23 protein-coding genes and 2 riboswitches are annotated in these 22845 nt (G+C 71.4%); of the genes, 11 read left to right on the top strand and 12 right to left on the bottom strand.

All coding sequences use genetic code 11. The annotated features are described in order from the left end of the window. Positions 1–96 precede the first annotated feature (96 nt). From AB0447_RS03120 to AB0447_RS03100, 5 genes are all read left to right on the top strand, one after another. The gene (locus tag AB0447_RS03120; RefSeq protein ID WP_366474703.1) at positions 97–600 is read left to right on the top strand and encodes an ATP-binding protein; all 504 of its coding nucleotides are present in this window, start codon (positions 97–99) and stop codon (positions 598–600) included. A gap of 94 nt (positions 601–694) precedes the next feature. Continuing rightward, positions 695–1108: a hypothetical protein gene (locus AB0447_RS03115; RefSeq protein ID WP_366474702.1), complete on the top strand. Its 414-nt coding sequence runs from the start codon at positions 695–697 to the stop codon at positions 1106–1108. Between the two features lie 3 nt (positions 1109–1111). Beyond that, positions 1112–5011 carry a hypothetical protein gene (locus AB0447_RS03110; RefSeq protein WP_366474701.1) on the top strand — a complete coding sequence of 1300 codons (3900 nt, stop codon included), beginning with the start codon at positions 1112–1114 and terminating at the stop codon, positions 5009–5011. 372 nt (positions 5012–5383) lie between these two features. Next, the gene (locus AB0447_RS03105) at positions 5384–6190 is read left to right on the top strand and encodes a polysaccharide deacetylase family protein (RefSeq protein ID WP_366474700.1); all 807 of its coding nucleotides are present in this window, start codon (positions 5384–5386) and stop codon (positions 6188–6190) included. Continuing rightward, positions 6187–7374, top strand: a complete 1188-nt coding sequence (locus AB0447_RS03100) for a hypothetical protein (protein WP_366474699.1) — start codon at positions 6187–6189, stop codon at positions 7372–7374. The genes AB0447_RS03105 and AB0447_RS03100 overlap by 4 nt, the downstream gene beginning before the upstream one ends. Before the next feature lie 64 nt (positions 7375–7438). Here the strand turns inward: AB0447_RS03100 and AB0447_RS03095 are convergent, their stop codons facing one another. After that, positions 7439–7606: a hypothetical protein gene (locus AB0447_RS03095; protein WP_366474698.1), complete on the bottom strand. Its 168-nt coding sequence runs from the start codon at positions 7604–7606 to the stop codon at positions 7439–7441. Between the two features lie 67 nt (positions 7607–7673). Continuing rightward, positions 7674–8390 (bottom strand): tRNA-dependent cyclodipeptide synthase, encoded by a 717-nt coding sequence (locus tag AB0447_RS03090; RefSeq protein ID WP_366474697.1) that lies wholly within the window; start codon positions 8388–8390, stop codon positions 7674–7676. A 280-nt stretch (positions 8391–8670) separates the two neighbouring features. Between AB0447_RS03090 and AB0447_RS03085 the strand changes: the two genes are divergently transcribed. Continuing rightward, entirely contained in the window at positions 8671–8880 is a 210-nt protein-coding gene (locus AB0447_RS03085; RefSeq protein ID WP_366474696.1) for an EF-hand domain-containing protein, read from the top strand. Positions 8881–8997: 117 nt separating this feature from the next. Here the strand turns inward: AB0447_RS03085 and AB0447_RS03080 are convergent, their stop codons facing one another. Next, positions 8998–9588 carry a PadR family transcriptional regulator gene (locus AB0447_RS03080; protein WP_366474695.1) on the bottom strand — a complete coding sequence of 197 codons (591 nt, stop codon included), beginning with the start codon at positions 9586–9588 and terminating at the stop codon, positions 8998–9000. Positions 9589–9616: 28 nt separating this feature from the next. On the opposite strand from AB0447_RS03080, the gene AB0447_RS03075 reads away from it, so the two are divergent. Together AB0447_RS03075 and AB0447_RS03070 are read left to right on the top strand one after the other, a co-directional pair. After that, entirely contained in the window at positions 9617–10243 is a 627-nt protein-coding gene (locus AB0447_RS03075) for a TetR/AcrR family transcriptional regulator (RefSeq protein ID WP_366474694.1), read from the top strand. 108 nt (positions 10244–10351) lie between these two features. Then, positions 10352–11236: an SGNH/GDSL hydrolase family protein gene (locus AB0447_RS03070; RefSeq protein ID WP_366474693.1), complete on the top strand. Its 885-nt coding sequence runs from the start codon at positions 10352–10354 to the stop codon at positions 11234–11236. Positions 11237–11296: 60 nt separating this feature from the next. On the opposite strand, the gene AB0447_RS03065 is transcribed toward AB0447_RS03070, so the two are convergent. The 4 genes from AB0447_RS03065 to AB0447_RS03050 are packed head-to-tail and all read right to left on the bottom strand — an operon-like array spanning position 11297 to position 14040. Further along, positions 11297–12121, bottom strand: a complete 825-nt coding sequence (locus AB0447_RS03065; protein ID WP_366474692.1) for an ATP-binding cassette domain-containing protein — start codon at positions 12119–12121, stop codon at positions 11297–11299. After that, positions 12112–12861: a cobalt ECF transporter T component CbiQ gene (cbiQ, locus tag AB0447_RS03060; protein ID WP_366474691.1), complete on the bottom strand. Its 750-nt coding sequence runs from the start codon at positions 12859–12861 to the stop codon at positions 12112–12114. Before cbiQ ends, AB0447_RS03065 begins: the two co-directional genes overlap by 10 nt. 4 nt (positions 12862–12865) lie before the next feature. Further along, on the bottom strand, positions 12866–13339 hold the full coding sequence (locus tag AB0447_RS03055) for an energy-coupling factor ABC transporter substrate-binding protein (RefSeq protein ID WP_366474690.1): 474 nt from the start codon (positions 13337–13339) through the stop codon (positions 12866–12868). Then, positions 13339–14040, bottom strand: coding sequence for an energy-coupling factor ABC transporter permease (locus tag AB0447_RS03050; protein WP_366474689.1), 702 nt, complete (start codon positions 14038–14040; stop codon positions 13339–13341). The genes AB0447_RS03055 and AB0447_RS03050 overlap by 1 nt, the downstream gene beginning before the upstream one ends. Before the next feature lie 28 nt (positions 14041–14068). Then, positions 14069–14263: riboswitch (cobalamin riboswitch) on the bottom strand. 155 nt (positions 14264–14418) lie between these two features. On the opposite strand from AB0447_RS03050, the gene AB0447_RS03045 reads away from it, so the two are divergent. Further along, entirely contained in the window at positions 14419–15150 is a 732-nt protein-coding gene (locus AB0447_RS03045; protein ID WP_366474688.1) for a flavodoxin family protein, read from the top strand. Between the two features lie 178 nt (positions 15151–15328). Here AB0447_RS03045 and AB0447_RS03040 read toward each other — a convergent pair whose 3' ends face one another. Beyond that, the gene (locus AB0447_RS03040; protein ID WP_366474687.1) at positions 15329–15868 is read right to left on the bottom strand and encodes a hypothetical protein; all 540 of its coding nucleotides are present in this window, start codon (positions 15866–15868) and stop codon (positions 15329–15331) included. 158 nt (positions 15869–16026) lie between these two features. Here AB0447_RS03040 and AB0447_RS03035 point away from each other — a divergent pair, with 158 nt between their 5' ends. Beyond that, on the top strand, positions 16027–16740 hold the full coding sequence (locus AB0447_RS03035) for a hypothetical protein (protein ID WP_366474686.1): 714 nt from the start codon (positions 16027–16029) through the stop codon (positions 16738–16740). Positions 16741–16758: 18 nt separating this feature from the next. Here the strand turns inward: AB0447_RS03035 and AB0447_RS03030 are convergent, their stop codons facing one another. From AB0447_RS03030 to gcvT, 4 genes are all read right to left on the bottom strand, one after another. Continuing rightward, positions 16759–18141 (bottom strand): L-serine ammonia-lyase, encoded by a 1383-nt coding sequence (locus AB0447_RS03030; protein ID WP_366474685.1) that lies wholly within the window; start codon positions 18139–18141, stop codon positions 16759–16761. 397 nt (positions 18142–18538) lie between these two features. Then, positions 18539–19795: a serine hydroxymethyltransferase gene (glyA, locus tag AB0447_RS03025; RefSeq protein ID WP_366474684.1), complete on the bottom strand. Its 1257-nt coding sequence runs from the start codon at positions 19793–19795 to the stop codon at positions 18539–18541. Between the two features lie 19 nt (positions 19796–19814). Beyond that, a complete protein-coding gene (gene gcvH / locus AB0447_RS03020; RefSeq protein WP_366474683.1) occupies positions 19815–20192 on the bottom strand; it encodes a glycine cleavage system protein GcvH in 378 nt (125 codons plus the stop codon). A 79-nt stretch (positions 20193–20271) separates the two neighbouring features. After that, on the bottom strand, positions 20272–21387 hold the full coding sequence (gene gcvT, locus AB0447_RS03015; RefSeq protein WP_366474682.1) for a glycine cleavage system aminomethyltransferase GcvT: 1116 nt from the start codon (positions 21385–21387) through the stop codon (positions 20272–20274). Between the two features lie 163 nt (positions 21388–21550). After that, positions 21551–21657: riboswitch (glycine riboswitch) on the bottom strand. 269 nt (positions 21658–21926) lie between these two features. Between gcvT and AB0447_RS03010 the strand changes: the two genes are divergently transcribed. Beyond that, the gene (locus AB0447_RS03010) at positions 21927–22511 is read left to right on the top strand and encodes an AAA family ATPase (protein ID WP_366475075.1); all 585 of its coding nucleotides are present in this window, start codon (positions 21927–21929) and stop codon (positions 22509–22511) included. Positions 22512–22845 lie beyond the last annotated feature (334 nt).

Raw genomic sequence — 22845 nt, 5'->3', positions numbered from 1 at the left:
GCATATGACGAAACACCCCCTCGGAGCCACCGGTTCCGGGGGGCCTTTTCCCGCGGAACGGCCCGGACGGGCGCCTTTGCCGTCCATGATGGGTGCATGGCGGGCCTGGAGGGTGTGGAACAACCGCGGCAGCGCAACGGCGCTTCCGGCGTACGGCTGACGGCGGCTCTCGAAGACGAACAGGGCCTGGCCGCCCTGGAGTTGTACGGGAACCCGGCCGAGGCGGAAGTGACGCTGCCATCGCTCCCCGAATCGGCGCGCACCGCCCGCCGACTCACCCAGTACGTGGTGGTCCGGATGTGGGGCCTGTCCCCCCAGATCGCCGAACACGTGGTGCTGCTCGTCTCCGAGCTCGTCGGCAACGCGGTCCGGCACACCGGGGCCCGCTCCTTCGGCCTCCGGTTACTGAGGCGGCGGGGCTGGATCCGGGTGGAGGTGCGCGATCCCTCCCGCGGGCTGCCCTGTCTGATGCCGGTGCACGAGATGGACACCACGGGCCGCGGCCTGTTCCTGGTCGACAAGCTCTCCGACCGCTGGGGAGCGGACCTGCTCCCGCGCGGCAAGACCACCTGGTTCGAGATGCGGGTCGCCGACCGCTGAGAAGCAGTGATCCCCACCCGGCATCTGGCGGGCGCGGGAAGTCGGCGCTATACACGGGAGCTGACGGGAGAGCCGAGGGGCAGGGGTGCTTGGCGTGGACCTGGAGTTGACGGCGCTGGCCGCGTCGGCGGGCACGGCAGTGGTGAACGAACTGGCGACCACCGGCTGGCGGAGAGTACAGACCGCGGTCGGTGGGCTGTGGCGGCGGGTGCATCCCGAGCGGGCCGAGACCGTCGAGGCCGAGCTGGAGGAAACCCGCTCGGACGTACTGGCCGCCCGGCAGGCCGGGGACGTGGAGGGCGAGCAGGCCCTGGTCGTGCAATGGCAGTCGCGGCTGCGGCGGCTGCTGGCCGCCGAACCGGCCCTTGCCGTGGAACTGCGCCGGGTGCTGGACGAGCTGGAGCCCGCGCCCGGCGAGTCCGGCACGGTGATCACGATGAACGCCACCGCGTCCGGCGGCAGCCGGGTGGTTCAGGCCGGCCGAGATGTGCACATCACGGGAGACTGACAGGTGAGCTCCCGCGCGGACCAGGCTCCGGAGCCCGATCGGACGGGTGGCCCGGGGGAGGGGATACACCTCGAGGCGCACGCCTCCGACGGGGCCTCGATCACTCAGGCGGCCCGGGACATCCACATCACCCACGCGTCCTCGGACGGCCTGGACAACCGCCGCCGGACCGTGTCCGGTGCGCCCGTACCGGAGTGCCCGTACCCGGGCCTGGCCGCGTTCGAGCCGCAGCACGCGCGGTGGTTCTTCGGACGCGACCGGCTCGTCGCGGAGCTCACCTCCCGCCTCGACCGGCGTCTGAGCACCGGCGGCATCCAGATGGTCGTGGCTCCGTCAGGGGCCGGGAAGACCTCCCTGCTGCGGGCCGGGCTGCTGCCCCGCCTCGATCAGGGGGCCCTGCCCGGCGCGGACCGCTGGCCGAAACTCGTGGTCACACCCACCTCCGAGCCCCTGAAAGCGCTGGCCGCCCGGATCGCGGCGCTGACCGGCACCGGGGCGGACCAGGTGGCCGCCGAACTCACCGCCGACCCGAGGCGGTTACTGGCGAAGTCCGGTCCGGTTCCCCACGCGGGTAACCGACTGCTGCTGGTGGTGGACCAGTTCGAGGAACTCTTCACCCTGTGCACCGACGAGCAGCAACGACACGAGTTCATCGAGCTGTTGACCCGCATCGCCGATGCCGGGACCGGAGCGGACGGAACACCGGCCGCCCTGGTGGTCCTGGGCCTGCGGGCGGACTTCTACGCCGAATGCGCCGACCGGCCGCAGCTGCGGACCGCGCTGGAGGACGCCCCGCTCGTCGTCGGGCCCATGTCGGAACCCGAGCTGCGCGCGGCGATCCGCTACCCCGCCCAGGACGTGGGCCTCGAGATCGAACCCGGGCTGGAAGAGGTACTGCTCCGCGACCTGGGCACCACGTGGAGCACCGGGGCCGACGCGACCGCGGACAACGAGGCCGGGCGCCTGCCCCTGCTGGCCCACGCCCTGCGGGCCTGCTGGCAGCAGCGCAGCGGCCACATCCTGACCGTACAGGGCTACCAGGACACCGGAGGCATCCGGAACGCCGTCGCCGCCACTGCCAACGAGGTCTATCGCGGTCTGGACGAGACCGGCCGCCGCCTCGCCCGGTCACTGTTCCTCCGACTCGTCAGGATCGGTGACGGGACCGACGACACCCGCAGGCGCGCCTCCCACGCCGAGCTGGTCCGCACCAGCGCCGACGGCCCCCGGGCGGTACTGGTACTGGAGGCGTTCACCCGGGCCCGCCTGCTCACGGTGGAACCGGACACCGTCGAGATCACCCACGAGGCTCTGCTGCGCAGCTGGCCCCGCCTGAAGAACTGGATCGACGAGGACCGCGCCGACCGGCTGATCCACCAGCACCTGGAGGACGCGGCCGCGGCCTGGCACCACGGCAACCGCGAGGCGTCCCTGCTGTACCGGGGAAGCCGTCTGGAGAACGCCGAGACCTGGGCCGCCACCGCGCAGCCCGGTGAACTGAGCCTCACGGCACAAGACTTCCTGTCCACCGCCACGCGTGCCCGGCGTCGTGGCGCCCGCCTGCGGGCGGGGATCACCGCGGTCCTCACCGTGCTCACCCTCCTCGCCACGATCGCCGCCGCCACCGCCTTCCAGCAGCAGCGCGAGGCCCGCAGCCAGCAGCACGAAGCCGAACGCCAGCGTGACCTGGTCCTCTACAACCAGGTACTCGCGAGCGCCGACCGGCTGCGCGCCACGGACGTTTCGCTGGCCGCTCGACTCACCCTCGTCGCCCACCGGATGAACCCGACCTCCGACACCTACGCACGTCTGGTCACCGCGGGTAACTCCCCGTTGTCGACGGTCGCCACCGGTCACCGGGAAAACGTCTGCGCGATCGCGTTCAGCCCGGACGGCCGCGTCCTCGCCACCGGCGGCCACGACTACACGGTGCGGTTGTGGGACGTCTCGAACCCGGCCCGGCCCAGGCCCCTGGGGGAGTCCCTGACCGGATTCGGCAACATCGTGTGCGCACTGGACTTCACACCGGACGGCCGCACCCTCGTCACCGGCAGCTTCGACAGGACGGTGCGACTGTGGGACGTCTCGAATCCGGCCCGGCCCACCTCCCTCGGCCCGCCGTTGCCCGGCTACGAGAAGACCGCGGGAACGGTGAAGGCCGTGAAGTTCAGTCCCGACGGCCGCATCCTGGCCACCGGGAGCTACCCCGGTCGCATGGTGGCCCCCATCACCGACCCCGGGCTCCGGTTGTGGGACGTCTCCGACCGGGCCCGGCCCGCGGCACTGGGCCAGGCCCTGGAGGGCGCCGGATTCGTCGACCGACTGACGTTCAGCGCGGACGGCCGCACCCTGGCCGCCGGGAACACCTCCCGCACCGACAAGAACACGATCCTGCCCTGGGACATCTCCGATCCGCGCCGGCCCAAGGCGATCCCCCTGACCCTGACCGGGGAGACGGGGCCGGTGAAGAGGTTCGCGTTCAGCCCGGACGGACGCACCCTGGTCGGGGGCACCGCCGAGGGGACGCTGCGGGTCTGGGACGCCTCGGACCTCAAGCAGCTCAAGGCCCTGGGACAGCCGGTGACCGGCCTGACCGGGGGCGTCGAAACCCTCGCCTTCAGCCGGGACGGACGCACCCTGGCCACCGGAACCGGTGACCGTACGATCCGCTTGTGGAGCATGACGGACCCCACCCATCCGACAGCCCTCGGCCCGCCGCTGACCGGCCACGAACGTGCTCCCCGGGTGCTGTCGTTCAGCCCCGACGGACGCACCCTGGTCAGCGCCGACGGCGGCAGCTCGATGCGTCTCTGGGACCTTCCCGAACGCATCAGGACGGGCAGGGACAACCTCTCCACCGACGCCGCCTACGCCCTCGCGTTCAGCCCCGACGGGCGCACCCTGACGAGCGGGCACTTCGACAAGTCGGTGCAGTGGTGGAACGTCTCGTCCCCGGCCCGGCCCACGCCCCTGCGCCCGCCGGTCACCGGGCACGCCTACGGCCTGTGTGCGCTGGAATTCAGTCCGGACGGGCGCACCCTGGCCACCGGCAGCCGCGACAAATCGGTCCTGCTCTGGGACGTATCGGATCTGCGGGAACCCAAGGCCGTGAAGAAGCTGACCGGCCACTCCGACGGCGTCTGCGCACTGGGTTTCACACCGGACGGGCGGACCCTGGCCACCGGCAGCGAATCGTCCGCGGCCAACGTCACCGGCAAGGGCTCGGTCCTGCTCTGGGATGTCACGGACCCGTCAGAGCCCAGGTCGCTGGGCGGTCCGCTCATCGAGACCACCGGCGGCTTCAACACCCTGGACTTCAGCCCGGACGGCCGGGTCCTGGCCGCGGCCGGCAGCGACGCGAGCGTCCGGTTGTGGGACGTCTCGGAACGGACCCGGGCCGTGCCCCTGGGGGAGCCGCTGAGGGAACACGGCGAAAGCATCGGCGACGTCGCCTTCAGCCCCGACGGGCGGACCCTGGCCAGTAGCGGCTGGCCCGCCACCGTGTGGCTGCGGAACGTCTCCGACCCGAAGCATCCGAAGGATCCGCGGAACCTCACCGGTCATACGGCCTACATCAGCTCGATGGCCTACAGCCCGGACGGCAAGACGCTGGCCACGGGCAGCGACGACAAGACGGTGCGCTTGTGGGACGTCTCGGATCCGAAGCGGCCGGCGCCCAAGGGGGAGCCGTTGCAAGGACACACCGACGGGATCTACTCGCTGGCGTTCAGCCCCGACGGGCGCACTCTGGCCAGCGCCGGAACCGACGATGTGATCAGGCTGTGGAACGTGGAACCGGAAGCGAACGCCGAGCGGATCTGCGCCGTCACCGGGAACGTGCTGACAGCAGAGGAGTGGAGCCGCCACGTGGGCGACGTCATCCCCTTCCGCTCCCCCTGCTGAAACGCCAGAAGCCCCCGTTCGCCGCGGTGGGGCGCTGGGGGGCTTCATGGGTGCGCCGAGGATCGAAGGGGGTGTGATCCTCGGCGTAGGCGCTTTCGCTCGGGTCAATGGGAAGGCGCTGCTCCGACTATGGCAGACGGGGCCCGGAAAGCCAAAAGTCCCAACTCGGACATAAGTGTGCAGATCATAAGAGTTTCCATCTAAATCCTAGGTGAGGTGGGCCACTGACCTCGCAATCGATGAATAACTATCGAACGCTCAGTGTAATTCGTTGATCAAATATCGGACGCACCTCTGTACGGGTGGACCCGGCCAACGTCCCGAATTGGGTCAATCATTACCTTCCAGGCTTTCCGGCCCTTAAATGAGCAGGTGCCCAGTTACCCGGACCGCCGCACGGCCCTCCGTGCCGGAGCCGCAGTCGCAGCCGGAGCCCTCACCGCGGCCTGCGGAACCCCCGCGGCCGAACCCCCCGCCAAGGCCGCCAAGGCCGCCGAGGCCGCCGAGGCCGCCAAGGCGACGAAGGCCGCCAGGCCGGCCGCCGCGCCGGCGCCCGCCCCCCGCGCCTTCCCCGGACAGCCCGCCCAGATCGACCACGGCCCCCGCGACCGCCCCCGGGTCGCCCTCACCTTCCACGGCCACGGCGACCCCGCCACCGCCCTCTCGGTGCTCGCCGAAGCAGAGAAGGCCGGCGCCCGGCTGACCGTCCTGGCCGTCGGCGAATGGCTCGACGCCCACCCGGACCTGGCCCGCCGCATCCTGCGGGGCGGCCATGAGCTCGGCAACCACACCCAGCGCCACCTCGACATCAACACCATGCCCGAGGCCGAGGCGTACGCCGAGATCACCGCCTGCGCCCAGCGGCTGCGCCGCCTCACCGGCTCCATCGGCACCTGGTTCCGCCCGTCCAGAACACAGCAGGCCACCCCGCTGGTCCGGAAACTGGCCGCCCGGGCCGGCTACCCGCACGTCCTCTCGTACGACGTGGACTCCCTCGACTTCACCTCACCCGGCGCCGCGGCCGTGATCCGCACCGTCACCGGGACGATCCGCCCCGGATCGGTGGTGAGCCTGCACTTCGGCTACGCGGACACGGTCGACGCGATGCCGCCCCTCCTCGAAGAACTCGCGCGCCGCGGACTGCGCGCGGTGACCACCACGGAGCTGCTCACCCCATGACGACCACCCGCCTTCCCCGGAAGGCCACCGTGCTGCTCGCCGGACTGGTCCTCGCCGCCCTGGCCGGCTGCAATTCCGCCGACCGGGGCACGCCCGAGGCGCTCGGCACCAAGGGCGTGGCGAAGCCCGCCCAGGCGGTGCCCGTCGCCCCGCCCGGGCTGCCGGGAATGCCTCCGCTGCTGGACCCCCACGACGTGTACGCGGCCGACCGGCCCGGGAAACTCTCCCCCGTGGTCAAGGACTTCCCGTCCCGGATCTACGTACCGAACACCGCCTCCAACACGGTGTCGGTCATCGACCCGGTCACCTACAAGGTGATCGACACGATCCCGGTCGGGGTCCAGCCCCAGCACGTGGTGCCCTCCTGGGACATGAAGACCCTGTGGGTCAACAACAACCGCGGGCACACTCTCACCCCCATCAACCCGGCCACCGGGGAGGCGGGCAAGCCGGTCGAGGTGCACGATCCGTACAACCTGTACTTCACCCCCAATGGGAAGTACGCCGTGGTCATGGCCTCGATGGACCGGGAGCTGGTGTTCCGCGACCCGCACACCATGGACCGGGTGAAGACCGTGCCGGTCAGCTGCTTCGGGGTCAACCACGCAGACTTCTCCGCGGACGGGCGGTACTTCATCGTCTCCTGCGAGTTCTCCGGCGAGCTCCTCAAGGTCGACACCGAGAAGATGGAGGTCATCGGCCAGCAGAAGATCCCGTTCGAGGGCGCGATGCCGCAGGACGTGAAGATCTCCCCGGACGGCAAGACCTTCTACATCGCCGACATGATGGCCCACGGCATGTGGGTGCTGGACGGCCAGAAGTTCGGCACCCCCAAGCTGCTGCCCACCGGAAAGGGCTGCCACGGCCTGTACGTCAGCCGCGACTCCAAGGAGATGTACATCTCCAACCGCGGTGAGGGCACCATCTCCGTCTTCGACTTCCCGCAGAACCGGCTCACCAAGAAGTGGACCCTCCCGGACGGCGGCAGCCCCGACATGGGCGGGGTCTCCGCCGACGGCCGGGTGCTGTGGCTGTCCGGCCGGTACGACGGCGAGGTGTACGCCATCGACACGGTGAGCGGCAAGCAGCTGGCCCGCATCCCGGTGGGCTCCGGCCCGCACGGCCTGGCGGTCTACCCGCAGCCCGGCCGCTACTCGCTCGGCCACACCGGCATCTTCCGCTAGGGCCCCCGGCCGTGGGCATGACGGTGCCCCGGGACACCGCTCCCGGGGCACCGTCCTTCGTTCATCAGGCGACCGGGAGCCGCTCCGGCAGTCGCTTGATGAAGCCCGTACGCCAGACCTGGTTCTCCGCCGGAACCGCCGGCCGGGGCTCGGGAAGCCGCTCCACCAGCCGCAGGCCGGCGCGTGACTGCTGACCAGCCAGGCGTGGTCGCCGGTGAGCGTACGTCGCCACCGGGGCCTTCTCGCGCAGCCAGGCGCACTCCTCGGGGAGGGCGTCGCCCCGTCGCTAGAGGGGGAAGTCAAGCTGCACGGAAGTCAACGACGTTCCTTTCGGGCCGTACGACGGCGTAGGCCTGGTTGCGGGTGGCGCGGAGGCCGCCGCCGCGGGCGAAGAGCAGGTCCGTCAGCGGCATCTTGACGTGGTAGGCGGCGACGGAGGAGGGCACGTCGAGAATGCTCGGGGTGTCGATGAAGAACGGCAGCTCGGCCGCCATGTAGTCGAAACACACCCGCAACTGCGCGTCGGTGATGGATTCACCTTCCGGCAGCTTCGACCCGACGAAATGGAGGGCCATCTCCTCGCAGCCCTTGCGGAATTCATCGTCGGTCTCAAGGAAATGAAGCACTCGGCGGTGCAGCAACCGGTATATGGGGTTGTCCCGAAATTCGGAGAGTGCTCTCACCCGGATCTCGGCGTGCTGCGGACCTGATTCCTCCACGCCCTTGAGGATCCTCCGCCGGACCGCCTTGATCTCCTTGGCGGCGCGCTTGTCGGCATGCTCCGGCGTGTAGCCGAACGCGGCGAACATACGGTCCACATGGAGGTCCGCGTAGACGAAGTCCACCTGCGCGAACCGCGGTACGGCCCACCGGGCGAGCTCGGCGATGCGCTCGGCGCTGAAGTAGCTGTTTCCAGGACTCACGCCGATGAGCACATGGTCGCCGTCTTCCCAGATATGGCGGCAGGTGCGGGTGAAGGGCAGAACTTCGAATGATGCGTCAGCTGTGATCGTCACCTGTGTGGTCGCCCTTGTTGCCGCTTGTCCCTGGGAGCCCTGCGCTCCTGGTGTGGCGGCAATGTCGCTACGTTATGCGGCGGCGGCGGAGCGTGACAACCCCGGTCTTGATTTGTTGGCTGGAATTGTCGCTTCCGCTAGCTTCGCGCGGTCGATTTCCGCCTAACGGAAGGGTAATTGAATATCTGTCGGCCGCCCGGCCGGGGGTCCGGCCGCGGGGACCGGCGGGGTGCCGCTACCCTGAGCCGGTCAACAAGCACCAAGAAGGGGTGGATCCCAAGTGGCGAACATCGAGAGCGCGCGCGAGACCTTCGACCGTTTCGACGCGGACGGCGACGGCTTCGTCACGGCCGAGGAGTTCAAGCGGGCCATGGCCGCGATGGGCGACGCGTTCGCCGGTCCGGGCGCGCAGGCCGTGATCGCTGCCAAGGACGCCGATGGCGACGGCCGGATGAGCTTCGACGAGTTCTGGGGCTCCCGCAACCAGTAGCCCGCCCCGCGCCCGGCCGGCCTTCCGCGCCGGGCGCGCGCCACGGCATCCGCCCGGGCCGGCCCGGAGGCTGTGCTGCCCGGCCCGAGGCCGTGTTGCCCGGAGCTCCGGGTGGGATCAGGCCTTCGCGTCGGTGGGCCCGGTGGGCCCGGTGGGCCCGGTGCGGGGCGAGGCCATGTCCTCGACCTCGGTCAGGGCCTCCTCCAGCCAGCGCAGCCAGAAGGTCTCCAGTTCGATGCCGCCGCGCAGCACCAGGCGGCGCAGGCGGTCCTCGTCGGAGCGGCGCCGCTCCACCGGGAAGTCCCGCTCCTCGATGGCCTCGTACGCGGCCAGCTGCCGCCGGTGCAGCTCCAGGTGCCTGCGCAGTTCCTCGGCGAGCCCGCCCGGCCCCACCACGCCGGCCGCCCGCACGCGCAGCAGCAGCGGATCCCGGATCGCCTTCGGGTCCTGGCTCTCCCCGACCCACCGCGCGAGTTCCGCCTTTCCGGCGGGCAGCACCTCGAACTCCTTCTTCTGTCCGCGTGCGGGCTGCTCGCTGGGCAGCGCCCGGATCAGCCCGGCCTCCTCCAGGCGGCCCAGCTCCCGGTAGATCTGCTGGTGCGTGGCCGACCAGAAGTAGCCGATCGACTTGTCGAAACGCCGGGTCAGCTCGAGCCCGGACGAGGGCTTTTCCAGCAGGGCGGTCAGGATGGCGTGGGGCAGGGACATGCGGCCATCGTAGGGAAGGGGAGCGGGAATGGGTGGGCGGGATATGCGGGGTGCCGACCGGCGGGAGGAGATCCTCCGGGCCGCCATGGTCCTCTTCGGCCAGCACGGCTACCGCGGCACCTCCTTCGCGATGGTCGCCAAGCGGGTCGGGCTGACGCAGCAGGGGGTACTGCACTACTTCCCGACCAAGGAACGGCTCCTGCAGGAGGTGCTGGAGCTGCGCGACCGGCTCGACCAGGAGGCGCTGGACACCGCCGGCCCCCTGGCGGAGGAGCAGGACCTGCTGGCGGCGGTGGTGCGGCTGGCCGAGGTCAACGCCGGGCGCCCCCAGGAGCTCGTGCAGTGCTTCGCCGCCCTGCTGGGCGACAGCGTCACCGAGCACCACCCGGCCGGCGGGTACTTCAAGGACCGGTACGTGCGGGCGCGCGCGGTGGTGGAAGGGCGGCTGCGCGCCAAGTACGGCGCACACCTGCCGAGCGGCCTCCCGGTGGAGGCGGCCGCGCCGCTCCTGATCGCGGTGTTCGACGGGCTGCAGATGCAGTGGCTGCACGATGCCGAGGTGATCGACATGCCCGGGCTGGTGGGCGCGCTGGCCCGGGTGCTGGGCACCGAAGCGGTATCGCCCACTCCGTCAACGCCTCCACACCCAGAGTGAGTTGACCCACCCTTTGCCTACCCGCCGGTTGTACCCGACGGTAACCTGGCCGCATCCTCCATTGCCTACCTAGTGGTAGGTAGGCCCCCCACCCTTCTTGGAGGAGCTGTGCCCGCACGTCGCTCCATGCTCGCCGGCGCCTTGGCGGTCGCCACCGCACTGCCCGTCGCCGCCTTACCCGCCTCCACGGCCACGGCTGCGGAGGCGGTCTCCGGCCCGTACGTGGCGCTCGGCGACTCGTACGCCTCCGGGGCCGGCGTCCCCGCCCAGTCCGCCGGCCTGTGCATGCGGTCGGACCGAAACTACCCCTCGATCCTGGCCCGGCAGGCCGGACTCACCGGCGTACGGGATGTGACCTGCGGCGCCGCCAAGACCAAGCACATGACCCAGGCGCACACCTACCCCGTCATCGGGAAGGTCAACGACCCCCAGCTGGACGCGGTCACCGCCGACACGCGGCTCGTCACCCTCACCATCGGCGGCAACGACCTCGGCGCGAGCGATCTCGGCGTGGCCGAGATCATCCTCAAGTGCGTGTCGCTGTCCTTCGTCTCACCGCTCGGTGCGCCCTGCAAGCGGTCCTACGGCAACACGCTCGACGAGCGGATCGCCCGCGCGGGGAGCGGGGTCGCGGGCACCGTCCAGGAGATCCGCCGGCGTGCCCCGCAGGCGAAGGTCATGGTGGTCGGCTATCCGGCCGTCCTGCCCGAGAACGAGTGGGACTGCCTCTTCAAGCAGCCCCTCACGGTCTTCGACGCGGCCTTCCTGCGCAACACCGTCAAGAGCCTCAACCGCACCCTTGCACGCCAGGCCGAGGCGAACGGCGCGACCTACGTGGACACGTACACGCCCACCATCGGCCACGACATCTGCCAGGAACCGGAGGACCGCTGGATCGAGGGCATCATCCCCCGGGAGCCCGCGGTCCCGATCCACCCCAACGCCCGCGGCGAACGGGCGATGGCCGAGGCCACCCTCGCCGCGCTGCGTTAGCGGGAGGCGTATCCGACGAACGACGCCCGGGCGGCGGGCCCGAGGGCGGGGGTTCCGCCGTCAGGACGGCCAGGCCGACAGGGCCTCGGGGGTGCGGGGGCCGGGAACGTCCGCCGGGAGGAGGCCACGCGTCCGCAGGAACGAGGTCACCGCCGGGGACCACGCCTGGCGCAGCCCCGCCGAGGTGAGCAGCGCGGGGTCCGAGAGGAGGTCCGCCGCCGGGCCGGTCCGGATCCCCGACGGGGTCAGGACGGCCGCGTCGTCGGCCCAGCGGACCGCCAGGTCGACGTCGTGGGTGGCCATGACGACCGTCGTGTCCGACAGCCCCGCAAGGACCGCCAGCAGGCGCTCCTGCCCGTCCGGGTCCAGTCCTGCCGTCGGCTCGTCCAGGATCAGCACCCGTGGCCGCATCGCCACCGCCCCGGCGATCGCCGCACGCTTGCGCTGACCGTAGGACAGCAGATGGGTGGGGCGGTCCCGCAGTGCGGTGATGTCCAGGGCGGCCAGGGCCCCGTCGACCCGCGCCCGGACCTCGCCCGCGGGCAGGCCCAGGTTCAGCGGGCCGAAGGACACGTCCTGCTCCACCGAGGCGGCGAAGAGCTGGTCGTCCGGATCCTGTACGACCAGCTGGACGGACGTCCGGAGCCGGGTCAGGCCCGCCCGGTCGTGCGCGACGACCGTGCCGTCCAGCCGGAGTTCGCCCGAGCCCGGCCGCAGCCCGCCGCTGAGCAGCCGCATCAGGGTGGTCTTGCCGCTGCCGTTGCGGCCCAGCAGGGCCAGCGAACGCCCCTCGGCGATCCCGAAGTCCACCCCGGACAGGACGGCCGGCCCGTCCTCGTACGCGTAGCCGGCCCCGCACAGTTCCACCAACGGCCTCACAGCCAAACCCCCTTCAGTACGACAGTCAGCGCGGCCACCCCGGCCAGCAGGGCGGCCGACGCCGCCAGGAACCGCCAGGACAGCGCCGCCTCCGGCACCAGCACCCGCAGGGTGCCGTCGTAGCCTCGGCCGGCCAGCCCCGCCTGGAGCCGTCCGGCGCGGTCGAAGGCCCGGACGAAGGCGGTCGCGGCCAGCCCGGCCACCGAACGCCAGGCCGCCCCCCGGCTGGTGTGCCCCAGGCGGGCCGCCTGCGCCGCCCGCACCTGGGCCAGCGAGTCCAGCAGCAGGAACCCGATCCGGTACATGACCAGGGCGACGTCCACCACCGGGGCCGGCACCCCGGCCCGGACCAGCCGGGGCAGCACGTCCGAGACGGGGGTGGTGAACGCGAACAGCAGTACGCCGAGCGAGGCCGCCGACGTACGGAGCAGGAGGTCCGCGGCGTGCCGCGGCCCGTCCGGGGCGAGCGAGACCCAGCCGTCCGGGCCGCCCACCGCGAACAGCAGCGGGACGGCCCCGGTGAAGCAGAAGCCCAGCGGGATCCGGAAGGCCCGCCACAGCTGCCGCCCGGCCACCCCGGCCGGGCCCAGCAGCACCGCCAGGGTGGCGCAGGCCACCAGCGGCCCGCCTGGCCAGGGCGGCAGGCACACCGCGCTGACCGTCAACCCCAGGCCCAGCAGGGCCTTCTCCAGCGGGTGGCGGCGGCGCCACCGACTGCTGTGCGCCGCCGCGTCGATGGGCAGCACGGGGTCAGGACTCCGCGCCGCCGGCCGGGGCGGGGCCGTCGGCCTCTGCCGGGGCGGCCTTTGCCGGGACGGCCTTCGCCAGGGCGGGCTTCGCCGCGGCGGCCTCCGCCCTCGCCTGCTCCGCCTCCTCCTCGGCGGCGACCGCGAGCACCACGGCTCCCTGCGCCCGGGAACGACCCTCGGCCAGCCCCTGCCGGCGCCCCTTGCGCAGGCCGAAGTAGTACGCGAGCACGCCCGCGCCCAGCGCCGCCTGCAGCGCGAACAGCGCCGACTCCACCTCCCCGGACGGGGGTTCGTACAGCGGGGAGAACCACGGCTCGTAGTCCGGCTTCAGCTCGGTGATCGCCGCCTCCGCCTGCGCGTCCGCGCCGGTGAACGGCTCCTCCTTGTCGTCGCCCAGCCCCAGGGCGAGCGGGAGCACGGCCAGCGCCGCCACCACCAGCAGCAGCAGGGCATTGATCTTCGCGTTCTTCGACATCAGACCGCCGCCTCCGGGTTCGTCTTCGCCTGCGCCCCGGTGAAGCGGGCCACACCCAGCCGGATCAGGTCCGACTTGCTGGACTGCATCAGCAGCCGCATCACCAGCACCGTCAGCAGGCCCTCGCTCACGGCCAGCGGAATCTGGGTGACCGCGAAGATCCCCCCGAACTTCGCGAGCGCGCCCGCGAACCCGCTCCCCGGGTCGGGGAAGGCCAGCGCCAGCTGGACGCTGGTGACGCAGTAGGTGATCAGGTCGGCGAAGAAGGCGCCGAAGAAGACGGACACCATCAGCGGGGTGCCGGACTTCTGCAACAGCCGGTAGACCGCGTAGCCGGCCCACGGGCCCGCGATCGCCATCGAGAAGACGTTGGCGCCCAGGGTGGTCAGCCCGCCGTGGGCGAGCAGCAGCGCCTGGAAGAGCAGGGTGATCGTGCCCAGGACCGCCATGATCGGCGGCCGGAACAGTATGGCGCCCAGCCCGGTACCGGTGGGATGGGAACAACTGCCGGTCACCGAAGGGATCTTCAGGGCGGACAGGACGAAAGTGAACGCTCCGGACGCACCGAGGAGCAGGGTGCTCTCCGGATTCGCCTTGACCTCACGGGTCAGTGCGCGGACTCCGTGGACGACGAAGGGAGCAGACGCGGCGCCCCAGGCGACCGCGTGCAACGGGGGTAGGAACCCCTCGGCAATATGCATGAGTGGGGAGACCTCTCCAGCACCTCGTGGATGGACAACGCGCCCCGGCCGGTCTCCTGGCTCACGGGTGCTGATGCCCTGGCTCCGCCTTCCCGGGCCGCGCGGTCTCCCACGTCAGCCCAGTGGCTTCCCGTAGGAGTGGAGCCGGACTTCCCGATCACAGTGGCGAGGGCCGCACCGGTTTTCCACCGGTTTCCCGTACACCAAGGCCCGATGACCCTAGTGGTCCGCACGGACCGGCCACAACCCGACCCCGGCGCGGCCCCGACCCCGGCGCCGACCCCGGCCCGACCCCGGCGCCGGTCAGGCCGGGCCCGGTGCTCCGCCGTCCGGACCTCCGCGGTGGCGGGCCCGCACGGCCGCCCACAGGCTGGGGAGGTGACCGAGGACAGCCGTACGCCCGACGCACCGGACTACTCCGACCTGAGTGCCGTCTACGTGAACTGCACGCTCAAGCGCTCGCCCGAGACCAGCAACACCGAGGGACTGATCGCCCGCAGCCGCGCCGTCATGGAGTCGGCGGGCGCCCGGACGTCACTGATCCGTGCCGTGGACCACGACATCGCGACCGGCGTCTGGCCGGACATGACCGAGCACGGCTGGGAGACCGACCAGTGGCCGGTGCTCTACAGCCGGATCATGGACGCAGACATCCTCGTGCTGTGCGGCCCGATCTGGCTCGGCGACAACAGTTCGGTGATGAAGCAGGTGATCGAGCGGCTGTACGCGTGCTCCTCGCTGCTGAACGACAGGGGCCAGTACGCCTACTACGGGCGGGTCGGCGGCTGTCTGATCACCGGCAACGAGGACGGGGTCAAACACTGCGCGATGAACGTCCTCTACAGCCTCCAGCACCTCGGGTACGCGGTCCCCCCGCAGGCGGACGCCGGCTGGATCGGCGAGGCCGGCCCCGGACCCTCCTACCTCGACCCGGGCTCGGGCGGCCCGGACAACGACTTCACCAACCGCAACACGGCCTTCATGAGCTGGAACCTGATGCACCTGGCCGCCCTCCTCAAGCGCAGCGGCGGCATCCCCGCGCACGGCAACCAGCGCTCCGAGTGGGACGCGGGCTGCAGATTCGATTTCCCCAATCCCGAGCACCGGTGACCGGTTGCCCGCGGTGCGACCAGGACTGGATGAGCGGGAACGGCGACCCGGGCAGCATGCGGATCAGGCCGCTGACCTGAGAGCCGGGGACGGCAACGGGAACGGAAAGCGGGACGGGCCGGGGCCCGGGGCGTGCGACGACACCCCGGGCCCCGGCGGCAGGTCCGCCGCGTCCGCGTCAGCAGACGTTGGCGTGCTTGACGTCCAGCACGAACCGCTCGGGTCCGTGCAGCTTGAAGGCCTTGTACTCCGGCCTGGTGTTGAAGGCGGCGCCGAAGGTCACGTACCCCTCGTAGTCGCCGGTCATGGCGATGCCCTTGAGCTTGGGCAGGTAGATCTTGAGGAGCTTGGGCCCCTTGTAGACCGAGTGGCCCGCGTCGTTGTGTGCCTGGGCGGGGTGCAGGCGTATCTCCAGGAAGTACTTCCCGGCGAGCGGGACCGGCTTCCCGGACCCGTCGTAGTAGAGCTTGGCGGTCCGGCGGACGGTGACCTCGGGTACGTATCCCCGGACGTCGATGACGAGCCGGTCGTACGTGCAGTGGCCGCCCCAGCGGGCATTGACCACGTGCGGGGTCTGGGTCCAGGTGCGGTCCGTGGCCCGTTCCGGGGCCTGGATCCGAGCCGAGGCCGGAGCGGCGAGCCCGACTCCGGCGGTGAGGAGGGCGCCCGTGACCAGGGCCACGAGCTGCCGGCGGCGTATGGGGTGGAGGCGATTCATGACGTCCCCCGGTTTCTCCGGATGAAGGGGACAGAGCTGACATCCATGGAGACATCCATCGTCGCCGTACGGTTCCATCGGCGCGACGGCAAAATGTCGCGACGGCACCATGGGCTGAGACCATGGCCCCCTCAGTAACTCGTGTCTCTGGGGGGACCATGCGCATCACCCGTACCGCCGTCGGCCTGGTGGCCGCCACCGCCGCCGCGGCCCTGCTGGCCGGCTGCACCGCTCCGGCCGAGAAGGCGAAGCCCACGGCGCCCCCGGCGACCACACAAGCCCCGCCGGCCCAGGGCGCCCCGGCCGCGCCGTCCGACACCGAGCCCCGGCCCCAGGACCAGAACCTGCTGGCCTGGACCGGCGACCCCAACGACGCGGGCCATGTCACGGCCCAGTCCGCCGCCGGTGTCGGCGGCCGGGTGACCCTCGTACGGATCGTCCTGCGCGAGCGGATCACCTGGTCGAACATCTGGCTGGGCCTGGCCGGCATCGACCCCCAGGCCTCCCTGTCCGACTGCTACCTCGGCGTGTACGACGCGAGCGGCACCCTCCGCGCCGCCACCGCGGACATCTCGCCCCAGCTGATGACCGACCCCGTCGCCAAGCCGCTGGCCCTGGCCAAGCCGTTCACGGCCGAGCCGGGGACCTACTTCATCGCGCTGCTGCTGAACGGCACCTGGGCCACCAACGGCCTGACCCTCAAGGCCACCGGAGCCGGCATCTCGGTGAACGCCGGCCTGACCCCGCCGAGCCTCCGGTACAGCACCGTCCTGACCGGGCAGACCTCCCTGCCGGCCACGGTGAACCTCAAGGACCAGTCCACCAGCACCATCAACACCGGGTGGGCCAGTCAGTGGTACGCGATCTCCTGAGCCGCGAGCGCGGCGGGATCAGCACTCGATGACGTTGACCGCGAGCCCGCCGCGGGCCGTCTCCTTGTACTTGATCTTCATGTCGGCACCGGTCTCCTTCATGGTCTTGATGACCTTGTCCAGGGAGACCTTGTGGCTGCCGTCGCCGCGCATGGCCATCTTCGCCGCGGTCACGGCCTTCACCGCCGCCATGCCGTTCCGCTCGATGCACGGGATCTGCACCAGGCCGCCGACCGGGTCGCAGGTCAGGCCCAGGTTGTGCTCCATGCCGATCTCGGCGGCGTTCTCCACCTGCTCCGGAGTGCCGCCCAGCACCTCCGCCAGCGCGCCCGCCGCCATCGAGCAGGCCGAGCCGACCTCGCCCTGGCAGCCGACCTCGGCGCCGGAGATCGAGGCGTTCTCCTTGAACAGCATGCCGATCGCGCCGGCGGCGAGCAGGAAGCGGACCACGCCGTCCTCGTCCGCGCCGGGCACGAAGTTCATGTAGTAGTGCAGGACCGCGGGCAGCACGCCGGCCGCGCCGTTGGTGGGTGCGGTCACCACCCGGCCGCCGGCCGCGTTCTCCTCGTTCACCGCCATCGCGTAGATCGTCGTCCACTCGCTGCGGTGCATCATCGGGTCGCCCTCGGTGCGCAGCTGGCGCGCGGTGGACGCGGCCCGCCGCTTGACCCGCAGGCCGCCCGGCAGGATGCCCTCGCGGGACATGCCGCGGGAGACGCAGGACTGCATGACCCGCCAGATCTCCAGCAGGCCCGCCCGGATCTCCTCCTCGGTGCGCCAGGCCTTCTCGTTCTCCAGCATCAGGGAGGAGATCGACAGGCCGGTCTCGCGGGCGAGGCGCAGCATCTCGTCACCGGAGCGGAAGGGGTACTTCAGCACGGTGTCGTCGAGCTTGATCCGGTCCTCGCCGACCGCGTCCTCGTCCACCACGAAGCCGCCGCCGACCGAGTAGTACGTCTTCTCCAGCAGCGGGGCGCCGCTCGCGTCGTACGCGAAGAGGGTCATCCCGTTCGCGTGGTACGGCAGCGACCGGCGGCGGTGCAGGATCAGCTGGTTCGGCTCGTCGAAGGGGATCTCGTGCGCGTCCTCTATCTCCGTGCCGAGCAGGCGCAGCCGGCCCGTCTTCCGGATCCGCTCGACCTCGTCGTCGGCGGTCTCCACGTCCACGGTGCGGGGGGAGTGGCCCTCCAGGCCCAGCAGGACGGCCTTGGGGGTGCCGTGGCCGTGCCCGGTCGCGCCCAGGGAGCCGTACAGCTCGGCTCGGACGGAGGCGGTCTGGGCGAGGATGCCGTCCTTCTTGAGCCGGTTCACGAACATGCGCGCGGCGCGCATCGGTCCGACGGTGTGGGAGGAGGAAGGACCGATGCCGATCGAGAAGAGATCGAAGACGGAGATGGCCACGGTTGCGGACTCCTATGTCTGCTCGTGGGGTGGGAGGGGGCAGGAGAGGTGATTCGGTGGATTTTGTCCGGCAGACGAGCGTATCGCGCCTGGGTGAACGGCTCGGCTGTCGATCAAGGCGCTGAGGCGGCGGTCAGGCGTGAGTCCGCTCACGGTCAGGTGCTGCCGGGCCGGCGCCCGGGCATGCGCGGCCAGGGCCGTAGGGGTGGCGGGGCGGCGCGGAAGGAGGCGGTGGACGGGGCGGGGGCGCGCCCTTGCGCCCGGCGGGCCCGGCCGTCGCCCGGCGTCGACCGGTACGGCGTGCAGGCGGGGAAGCGGGGAAGCGGGGAAGAGGGGTTTTGCGGCCATGAAAAGGGGCCCGGCCCTGTGGACGACACGGCCGGGCCCCTCCTCCGCCTTACAGCGACGGGTACAGCGGGTGCTTCCCGGCGAGGGCGGACACCCGGGCCTTCAGCGACGCGGCGTCGTACTCGGGCTTGAGCGCCTCGGCGATGATGTCGGCGACCTCGGTGAAGTCCTCGGCGCCGAAACCGCGGGTGGCCAGGGCCGGCGTACCGATCCGCAGACCCGAGGTGACCATCGGCGGCCGCGGGTCGTTCGGGATGGCGTTCCGGTTGACCGTGATGCCGACCTCGTGGAGGCGGTCCTCGGCCTGCTGGCCGTCCAGCTCCGAATTGCGCAGGTCGACCAGGACCAGGTGCACGTCGGTGCCGCCGGTGAGCACGTCCACGCCCACGGCCTTGACGTCTTCCTGCACCAGGCGGGCGGCGAGGATCTTCGCGCCCTCCAGGGTGCGCTCCTGGCGCTCCTTGAACTCGGGCGAGGCCGCGACCTTGAAGGAGACCGCCTTGGCGGCGATCACGTGCTCCAGGGGACCGCCCTGCTGGCCCGGGAAGACCGCGGAGTTGATCTTCTTGGCGAGCTCCTGCGTGGACAGGATCACGCCGCCGCGCGGACCGCCGAGGGTCTTGTGCGTGGTCGTGGTGACGACGTGGGCGTGCGGCACCGGGTTCGGGTGCAGGCCCGCGGCCACCAGGCCGGCGAAGTGCGCCATGTCGACCATCAGGTAGGCGCCGACCTCGTCCGCGATCCGGCGGAAGGCGGCGAAGTCCAGCTGGCGCGGGTACGCGGACCAGCCGGCCACGATCAGCTGCGGCTTGGACTCCTTGGCCAGGCGCTCGACCTCGGCCATGTCCACCTGGCCGTCTTCCCCGACGTGGTACGGGACCACGTTGTAGAGCTTGCCGGAGAAGTTGATCTTCATGCCGTGGGTCAGGTGACCGCCGTGGGCCAGGTTCAGGCCCATGATCGTGTCGCCCGGCTTCAGCAGCGCGAACATCGCGGCCGCGTTGGCCTGCGCGCCCGAGTGGGGCTGCACGTTCGCGTGCTCGGCGCCGAACAGCGCCTTGATCCGGTCGATGGCGATCTGCTCGACCACGTCGACGTGCTCGCAGCCGCCGTAGTAGCGGCGGCCCGGGTAGCCCTCGGCGTACTTGTTGGTCAGGACCGAACCCTGGGCCTCCATGACGGCGACCGGAGCGAAGTTCTCCGACGCGATCATTTCCAGGGTCGACTGCTGGCGCACGAGCTCGGCGTCGACGGCGGCGGCGACGTCCGGGTCGAGCTCGTGGAGAGGGGTGTTCAGTACAGACATCAGGTTTCCTAGGGTCTCGTCAGCCCGCGAAGTCGGTGTACTCGTCGGCGGAGAGCAGGTCGGCCGGCTCGTCCGTGATCTTGACCTTGAACAGCCAGCCGCCCTCGAAGGGGGCCGTGTTGACGAGCGCCGGGTCGTCCACCACGTCCTGGTTCGCTTCGACGACCTCGCCGGTCACCGGGGCGTACAGGTCGCTGACCGACTTGGTCGACTCCAGCTCGCCGCAGGTCTCGCCCGCGGTCACGGTGTCGCCCACCTCGGGCAGCTGGGCGAAGACGACGTCACCGAGCGCGTTGGCCGCGAACTCCGTGATGCCGACCGTGGCGACGCCGTCCGCGTCGACCGCCGAGACCCACTCGTGTTCCTTGGTGTAACGCAGCTGCGTGGGGTTGCTCATGACCTGATTCTCCTGGATGCGGGGAGTGCTGATGGACGATGGTCTTGCAGGGTGAGACGGGTCCCGGTGGGGGAGAGCGTCACTTCTGCCGCTTGTAGAAGGGCAGAGCCACGACCTCGTACGGCTCATGGGTACCGCGAATGTCCACGCCGACGCCGGAGGTGCCGGGCGCGGCGTGCTCCGCGTCGACGTACGCCATGGCGATCGGCTTGCCCAGAGTGGGGGAGGGGGCACCCGAGGTGACCTCGCCGATCACCTCTCCGCCGGCCACGACCGGGAAGCCGGCGCGCGGCACCCGGCGTCCTTCGGCGATCAGGCCGACCAGCTTGCGCGGCGCCTTGCCCTCGGCGCGCTCGGCGGCGGCCTCCAGGGCGGCGCGGCCCACGAAGTCGCCCTCCTTCTCGAACTTCACGACCCGGCCCAGACCCGCATCGAAGGGAGTCAGGTCGGTGGTCAGCTCGTGCCCGTACAGCGGCATGCCCGCCTCCAGGCGGAGCGTGTCCCGGCAGGACAGGCCGCAGGGCACCAGGCCGACGCCCTCGCCGGCCTCGGTCAGGGCCTGCCACAGCGCGACGGCGTGCTCGGGGGCGACGAACAGCTCGAAGCCGTCCTCGCCGGTGTAGCCGGTACGGGCGATCAGCGCGGGCACGCCCGCGACCGTGCCGGGCAGGCCGGCGTAGTACTTCAGCCCGTCCAGGTCGGCGTCGGTCAGCGACTTCAGGATGCCGGGGGACTCGGGGCCCTGCACGGCGATCAGCGCGTACGCGTCACGGTCGTCGCGCACCTCGGCGTCGAAGCCGGCGGCGCGCTCGGTCAGCGCGTCGAGGACCACCTGCGCGTTGGAGGCGTTCGCGACGACCATGAACTCGGTCTCGCCGAGGCGGTAGACGATCAGGTCGTCGAGGATGCCGCCGTCCTCGCGGCAGATGTGCGTGTAGCGGGCGCGGCCGACGCCGACCGTGGAGATGTTGCCGACCAGGGCGTAGTCCAGGACCTTGACGGCCTCCGGCCCGGTCAGGGTGATCTCGCCCATGTGGGACAGGTCGAACAGGCCGGCCCTGGTCCGTACGGCGTTGTGCTCGTCACGCTCGCTGCCGTATCGCAGCGGCATGTCCCAGCCCGCGAAGTCGGTCATGGTCGCACCGAGTGAACGGTGCAGCGCATCGAGGGCGGTCAGGCGGGGGGCATTGCTCATGGGTACGGCTCCCAGATCCCAGGGCATCGACAAGACATGACGAGGACGATCCTCCCCATCTGTCATCGGAACCTGAGAGGTTCGCCGAGAGTCTCTGTCACAACGGATCTCGGCTTGCACCTTGGGTGGAGCCGCGGCGGGGCGGCTCGCTTTTCAGATCTGCCTCATCCACGCGGTTCGGGGCCTGAGAGATTCAAGGGAGGTTCTTGCTCCTTCGGCGCCCGGGTCGCCGTGCGGCGACGGCTTCCGGGACTCTCCCGCGCGGATTCAAGCGGCCGGTATGCAGTTGGTGTCCAGTTGGCGCACATCATTGCATGCGACGCGTGGGGATGGGGGTCCGGGCCCGAAAGTGAGTGCGGGCCCGGTTCGGAACGGAACCGTACCTGCCGGATTACCGTCTCTTTACACTCAGTGGGGAAGGGTCCTGGTGACCCGATGCGGGGGAGGCGAACACTGTGCGGAGATTCGGACTGACAGCGACGACGGAAACAGCGGTGGCAGGCGTTCCGGTCCAGCGGGGCCCGGGCGGGCTGGCGCCCGTGGTCCTCCCCTCGGCCACGGTCCGCGACCTGCGGGGCCGGGCGGCGGGACCGGCTTGGCTCGGCTTCGCCGAAGGCGACATCGTGGTCGTGTCCGGACTCCCCGGCGGCGGCAAGAGCACGCTGATCAAGCGGGCCGTCGAGCAGGGCGGCATCGACTCCCAGGACGTCCGCGAGCGCTGGGAGCGGATGATGCCGGACCGCCTGCCGTACGCCGTCTACCGGCCGCTGGTCCGGCTGGCGCACTACGGCGGGCTGGCCAGGGCGCTGCGCTCGGGCCGCTCCGTGGTCGTCCACGACTGCGGCACCCAGGCGTGGGTCCGGGGACTGCTGGCGCGGGCCGCGCGGCGGCGGGGGCGGGCGCTGCACCTGCTGCTGCTGGACGCGAGCCCGGCCGAGGCGCTGTCCGGGCAGGCCGCGCGGGGCCGGGGGGTCTCCGCGTACGCCTTCGCCCGGCACCGGGGCGCGGTGACCCGCCTGATCCGCGCGGCGGAATCGGGCCACCTCCCGTCGGGCTGCACCTCGGCCACCCTCCTGGACCGCGCGGCCGCCACCCGCCTGACCCGCATCACCTTCCGGCCCTAGCCGCGCAGGCCCCCTGACCGCCCCCAGCCGTGCCGCTTCCAGCCCCGCGCCGCCTCCTTGCGGCGGGGTTGCCGCGCAGCGGCCAATTCCAGCCCCGCCGGCGTTTGAGGCGCGGGCTCCGGAGCCCGCCACTTGGCCCCGCCGGGGGGTACCGCCCCAGCCCCTCCGGCGTTTGAGGAGCGGGGTCTGGGGCGGAGCCCCAGTTCGGGAAGGGGCGGGTAGGGGAACAGCTCCGCGCAGCGGCCGCCCTGCCTGGTGCGGCGCCGTTGCGGGGGGGGGGGGGGCGGGCCCCCCCCCCCCCCCCCGCGGGGGCGCCCGGGGGGGGGGGCGCAAC

The organism is Streptomyces sp. NPDC051211 (assembly GCF_040689505.1).
GTDB lineage: Bacteria > Actinomycetota > Actinomycetes > Streptomycetales > Streptomycetaceae > Streptomyces.
The sequence above is the reverse complement of the archived record's forward strand: the minus strand, read 5'-3'. Positions and strand labels throughout refer to the sequence as shown.